Consider the following 6,036-nt stretch of genomic DNA (forward strand, 5'->3'; position numbering starts at 1 on the left):
CTTCTTCTGTCTGTATTAACTATAACACGTCTCATTTTTTGAAATCAAACTTACAACTTAGGTTCGCCGAAACTATTGTCTTTCTTAAACTTCGTCATAAAAAAAGAGATATTTACTGTGTTTTTTTCAGCTTTTCTTACATATAATTTCAAAATCTCTTCTTATTTTTCTAAGCACCACGTTTGAAAACGCTGTCATTTTGTGGTATGATTTGGATGTAAGGAAGGAGGCAACTTGTTGGACTGTTTGAAGATAAATCGAATGTAAAACAAACAAAAGTTGTCAAAGCTACAAGTTTCACTAAGTATTTCGTAAGCAAAGTAATTTGTGTTATAAGTTATACCTTCTGTTGAAGAAGTGCATGACCCCCATTGTAACAAAAGCTAAAACAGAATGAGCGTCAAGTTTGTAAATCAAGACAAAGTTTTTTGTTTCAAGTAAAGTACGATACGCTTTGCTAGTAATACAATGACAGTTCAACAATTCCTTCCAAAAGAAAAGCCGATCGTCAGAGCAATAGCGACGATCGGTTTTTTGTATAGCCACGAATTTGTTACGTTTAGGCAATAAACAGTTTTCTCCAATAAATTTGTGCTATTCTGTCAGAGATGATGATACAAATTTATATTCCCTCTATCCAAAAAAGAAGAGAAAAGAAAGCTAAGAAGGAGAAATAATGAAATTTTTAAATAGATATTTTGATGATTCTATTTCATTAACAGAATATCAACAAGATTGTACGAGGTATGAAAATTATCTACAATCCATTAAAGATCACTTTGATGAGGAAACCTACAGACTGATAAAATCAGGGTTTTCTCATGATTGTCAAGTGAAGAAGGTGACTATTGAAGATCGTGCAAAGAGTGACTTTCGTCATTGTTTGACCGTGACTATATTATTAAGTAGTATTGAGAATCAATATGAACTAACTTATCAAGGTGTTTCGTACCTGTCCTTTGATAAGGCGTTTGATTCAGAGTTAGGATTCGATGATCTATTGATCGATGAATGTATTCTTGAGGAGGACGTTTTTGTTCATGAGTTGACTTTCGTTGGAAACATCGCTTGGATGATCAAGAGCAAGGAAATTCACATAAGAGGTACTCACTGATGTGATGTGAGCCAAAAAAATGATCCGCCACGCTCTAAACGAACTTGTTGAAGAGCGTGGCGGATCATTTTTAAATTATTTCACGAACATCGCATCGCCAAAACTAAAGAAGCGATACCGTTCGTCCACTGCATGCTGGTAGGCTGCTAGTGTTTGCTCGCGTCCAGCAAAGGCACTGACTAGCATAACCAAGGTTGATTTAGGCAAGTGGAAATTGGTTGAAAAAGCATCCACAAGCTTAAATTCATAACCTGGCGTGATAAAGATGCTGGTCCAGCCACTGTCTGCTTTGATCTGTCCGTCAAATTTAGTGCCAATGGTCTCTAGTGTACGGATAGAGGTCGTTCCGACAGCCACGATCCGACCACCAGCTGCTTTGACTTGATTCAAGCGCTCAGCAGCTTCTTCACTCAAATGATAAAATTCACTGTGCATCTCGTGCTCGGCAATATTGTCAACGCTGACTGGTCGAAAGGTTCCTAAACCAACGTGTAGTGTTAGGTAGACAAGCTCGACGCCTTTTTCTTGGATTTTTTCCAATAATTCCTTAGTAAAATGCAAACCCGCAGTCGGTGCAGCAGCTGAACCGTTCTCTTTCGCATAGACTGTCTGATAACGGTCCGGGTCTTCCAATCGTTCTTTGATATAAGGCGGTAAAGGCATTTCACCTAAAGACTCGATGATCTCCAGAAAAATACCATCATAGTCAAACTCAATGATTCTTCCCCCATGATTCAACTCTTCTTTGACCGTCGCCTTCAAGCGCCCATCACCAAAAAAGATCTCCGTACCAACCTTGGCACGTTTGGCTGGCTTGATCAATGTCTCCCAGCGATCTCCTTCGGTATTGTTCAGTAGCAAAATCTCCAAATGTGCACCTGTTTCTGCTTTTTCGCCATGCAAACGAGCTGGTAGCACACGTGTATCATTCATCACCAGTGCATCACCTGGATTCAATTCATCAATGATCTCATAAAAATGTTTGTCTTCCATCTCTCCTGTTTTTGAATTCAAGACAAGTAAACGAGAACTAGTCCGATCCTTCAAAGGAGTTTGGGCGATCAGTTCTTCGGGTAATTCAAAATCAAAATCTTCTGTTGTTAGCATATTCTCCACTCTTTCTTTCTCAATCTGCTTCCTCATTTTAGCACTTTTTTTCAATTTGTTTCAAAAAAATGGCTTTTTCTCTTTTTTCTCTTTTCTAAAACCGTCAGAATCCCTTCTTACTATAGGGTTAATAGCTTGTTTTTTTCTGTGAAACATTTGGAGTTTTCATAACCTTCCCAACGCCTTCGGAGCGCTTTCAATTAGTGTATCATTTGTATTATTTTCGTTATTTCGGCATACTATTAATAGAGGTGCAACAAAAATTAAACTAATTTGAGGTGAATGCAATGATTGAATTTCAACACGTATCAAAGATTTATAAAGGCAATAAAGTTGCTGTCGAAGATATCAACCTTTCCTTTGATAAGGGAGAATTTGTTTGTTTTATCGGAACCAGTGGGAGCGGGAAAACAACCTCCATGCGGATGATCAATCGCATGACTGAACCTACCAAAGGAAAAATTTTGATCGATGGACAAGACATTCAGAAACTGAATCCCGTCGAATTGCGCCGAAAAATCGGTTATGTCATTCAAAACATCGGCTTAATGCCCCACATGACCATTCGCGAAAACATTACTTTGGTACCGAAGCTATTGAAGGTGGATCAGGAAGAACGGAATAAAATCGCCGAGCGGATGATCGATATGGTCGAACTGCCTAGAGAAATGCTAGATCGTTACCCGCATGAACTTTCAGGTGGTCAGCAACAGCGGATCGGTGTCGTACGAGCCTTAGCCGCTGATCAGGATGTCATATTGATGGATGAACCATTTGGTGCTCTGGACCCCATCACTCGCGACTCTTTGCAGGATCTAGTCAAAGATTTGCAGGAAAGACTGGGAAAAACGATCGTTTTCGTTACCCATGATATGGACGAGGCGTTGAAGTTGTCGAGTCGCATTGCGATCATGAGTGAAGGAAAGGTCATACAATTTGATACCCCTGCCAATATTTTAAAAAGTCCAGCGAATGAATTCGTAGAAGAACTGATTGGTGAGGATCGTTTGATGCAAGCCAAACCAGATACCACGCTAGTCAGCGAAGTCATGCTGAACACCGCAGTCACGATCACTTCCGAAAAATCCTTACAGGAAGCCATCAAACTGATGCGGGAAAAACGCGTAGATACCCTACTAGTCACAGACAATCAACATATTCTCAAAGGTTACATCGATATTGAATCGATCAACCAGCAGCGCGGAAAAAACAGTAGTGTGTGGGATATCTTAAAGACAGATGTCTTTTTCGTTCAAGAAACCGCACTCTTGCGCAATACTCTGCAACGCATCTTGAAACGCGGAATGAAATATGTCCCTGTCGTGGATGAGAAAAAACGCATAGTAGGTATTTTGACCCGTGCCTCTCTGGTAGACATTGTCTACGATGTCCTTTGGGGCGAAGAGCAATCGATCTCAGAAGCAGTCGAGTCATTCGATCCAGAACAAGTAGAGGAGGTCTAGTCTTATGCAAGCCTTCTTTTCAGATTATGGCGCACAAATTTTTTCAAATACGATGGAGCATATCTTTATTTCATTTGCTGCATTGTTCTTAGGAACCCTTGTTGCTGTGCCTATCGGGATTTCACTGACACGTGCCCCGAAAGTCGCAAATGTCGTGATCGGTATTGCAAGTGCGTTGCAAACCATTCCTTCACTGGCCTTCCTGACCTTGATGATTCCTTTTCTTGGTGTTGGAGTCGCGCCAGCGATTGTCGCACTGTTCATCTATTCTTTACTACCGATTTTACGAAACACTTATATTGGGATGAAAAATGTTGATCCTAGCTACTTGGATGTTGCCAAGGGTATGGGTATGACGAACATGCAGTCTATTTACAGCGTCGAGATTCCCATCGCCTTACCGACTATTATGGCTGGGATTCGTTTAGCAGCCGTCTACGTGATTGCTTGGGCAACACTCGCTTCTTACATTGGAGCCGGTGGTCTTGGTGTCTTGATTTTTAGTGGTTTAGACAATTACCAGCAGCCTTTGATTTTTGCCGGAACTATCCCCGTTATCCTTTTAGCAGTTATCTCAGATTTCCTTCTGGGAAAACTCGAGGAAAAACTGACACCATCTGCTTTAAGGGAGGAGAATGAATAATGGATAAACTAAAAAAACTATTCGTTGCTCTGACTGGTGTGCTACTCTTGTCTGCGTGTTCTTTCCCTGGTCTTGCTTCCAATACCGATGAAGACACGATCGCTATCACTGGAGGAATCACTACAGAATCCCAAATTCTTGGAAGTATCGTAGCCGGGATGGTCGAGCACTATACCGATAAACAAACCACGATCATCAATAATTTAGGAACGACCAATATCAACCATCAAGCCATGTTGAATGGGGATGCGGATATTTCGTCTACTCGCTACACAGGAACAGACATTGCTTCCACTTTACTTTTAGATCCGGTCATGGATCCCGATGAAGCCATGAAAGTCGTACAAAGAGAATTCAAAGAACGTTACGACCAGGTTTGGTTCCCTTCTTATGGCTTTGATAATACGTATGTCTTTCTTGTAAGAAAGGACACTGCGGAAGAATATAATTTACAAACCGTCAGTGATCTGGAACCGATCGCTGATGAATTAGTGGTCGGAGCCGACCGTGCTTGGATGACGCGTGAAGGGGACGGTTACGACGGTTTTACCGAAGCCTATGGATTTGAATTCAGTTCGATCCTACCTATGCAAATCGGACTGGTTTATGATGCAGTCGATGCCCACCGCATGGATGTCGTACTCGGTTATTCGACAGATGGACGAATCGCCAGCTATGATCTGGTCATGCTAGAGGATGACAAACAGTTTTTCCCTCCATACGATGCTTCACCCATCGTCAATCAGCAGCTCTTAGATGAAGTACCGGAGCTACAAGATGCGATCGACCGTTTGGCTGGAAAAATCGATACCGAAACGATGCAAACACTAAACTATGAATCAGATAATGATCTCGTGGAACCTTCTATCGTTGCCGAACGCTTTTTAGAAGAACACAACTATTTTGAGGAGGATGCGCAATGAACATGAATGAGATGAATCTTCTACAACAATTTCTCTATTATTTTCAAGAAAATGGCAGCTATGTCTTTTCGCAATTCCTTCGTCATTTTCTGATCTCGATTTATGGGGTCATGTTTGCAGCGATCGTGGGAATACCGGTAGGAATTATGATCTCACGCCGAAAAAAACTCGCTGACTGGGTAATCCGTCTTGCGAACATCATTCAAACGATTCCTGCTTTAGCAATGGTCTCGATTCTGATGTTTGCCTTTGGACTAGGTGTAAACGTCGTGATTATCACTGTCTTCCTTTATTCCTTGCTACCGATCATCAAAAACACCTATACTGGCATGATCCAAGTTGATCGAAATGCCTTGGACGTAGGAAAAGGTATGGGAATGACTGCCTGGCAACGACTGTATATGATCGAATTGCCTTTATCGATCTCAGTCATTATGGCAGGAATCAGAAATGCCTTAGTCGTAGCGATCGGTATTACCGCTATCGGTACCTTCGTTGGTGCAGGTGGTCTGGGTGATATCATCGTCCGCGGAACCAACGCAACAGATGGCGCTGCGATCATTCTAGCCGGCGCCTTGCCAACTGCGGTCATGTCGATCTTCACCGACTGGTTCTTAGGAATCATCGAACGACGACTTGATCCTGGTAGTCGCGCTAGTAAGTAATTATCCACCCGTGAAAACGGGTGGCTTTTTATCACCTCTAGAAGAGGTCGCCATTCGCTGCCCCTTAAAAGGAGCTTTTTCAAAGACTGCCAACCGCTCATCGCTCGCCTCTTTATTTATT

Annotated in this window: 6 protein-coding genes; 5 read left to right on the top strand and 1 reads right to left on the bottom strand. The window is 41.9% G+C overall.

What is annotated here, in order from left to right; translation table 11 throughout:
- Positions 1-676 precede the first annotated feature (676 nt).
- The gene (locus ACWODM_RS09000) at positions 677-1,114 is read left to right on the top strand and encodes a hypothetical protein (RefSeq protein ID WP_455321044.1); all 438 of its coding nucleotides are present in this window, start codon (positions 677-679) and stop codon (positions 1,112-1,114) included.
- 75 nt (positions 1,115-1,189) lie between these two features.
- Here ACWODM_RS09000 and queA read toward each other — a convergent pair whose 3' ends face one another.
- Positions 1,190-2,221, bottom strand: coding sequence for a tRNA preQ1(34) S-adenosylmethionine ribosyltransferase-isomerase QueA (gene queA, locus ACWODM_RS09005; protein WP_455321045.1), 1,032 nt, complete (start codon positions 2,219-2,221; stop codon positions 1,190-1,192).
- 287 nt (positions 2,222-2,508) lie between these two features.
- On the opposite strand from queA, the gene ACWODM_RS09010 reads away from it, so the two are divergent.
- From ACWODM_RS09010 to ACWODM_RS09025, 4 genes are read left to right on the top strand one after another with little or no spacing between them, the layout of a single operon-like run.
- Positions 2,509-3,684: a betaine/proline/choline family ABC transporter ATP-binding protein gene (locus ACWODM_RS09010; RefSeq protein ID WP_455321046.1), complete on the top strand. Its 1,176-nt coding sequence runs from the start codon at positions 2,509-2,511 to the stop codon at positions 3,682-3,684.
- Between the two features lie 4 nt (positions 3,685-3,688).
- On the top strand, positions 3,689-4,327 hold the full coding sequence (locus ACWODM_RS09015) for an ABC transporter permease (RefSeq protein WP_455321047.1): 639 nt from the start codon (positions 3,689-3,691) through the stop codon (positions 4,325-4,327).
- The gene (locus ACWODM_RS09020; protein WP_455321048.1) at positions 4,327-5,250 is read left to right on the top strand and encodes an osmoprotectant ABC transporter substrate-binding protein; all 924 of its coding nucleotides are present in this window, start codon (positions 4,327-4,329) and stop codon (positions 5,248-5,250) included. The genes ACWODM_RS09015 and ACWODM_RS09020 overlap by 1 nt, the downstream gene beginning before the upstream one ends.
- Before the next feature lie 2 nt (positions 5,251-5,252).
- Positions 5,253-5,915: an ABC transporter permease gene (locus ACWODM_RS09025; RefSeq protein ID WP_455321053.1), complete on the top strand. Its 663-nt coding sequence runs from the start codon at positions 5,253-5,255 to the stop codon at positions 5,913-5,915.
- Positions 5,916-6,036: the final 121 nt, after the last annotated feature.

Source organism: Enterococcus olivae, assembly GCF_053760925.1.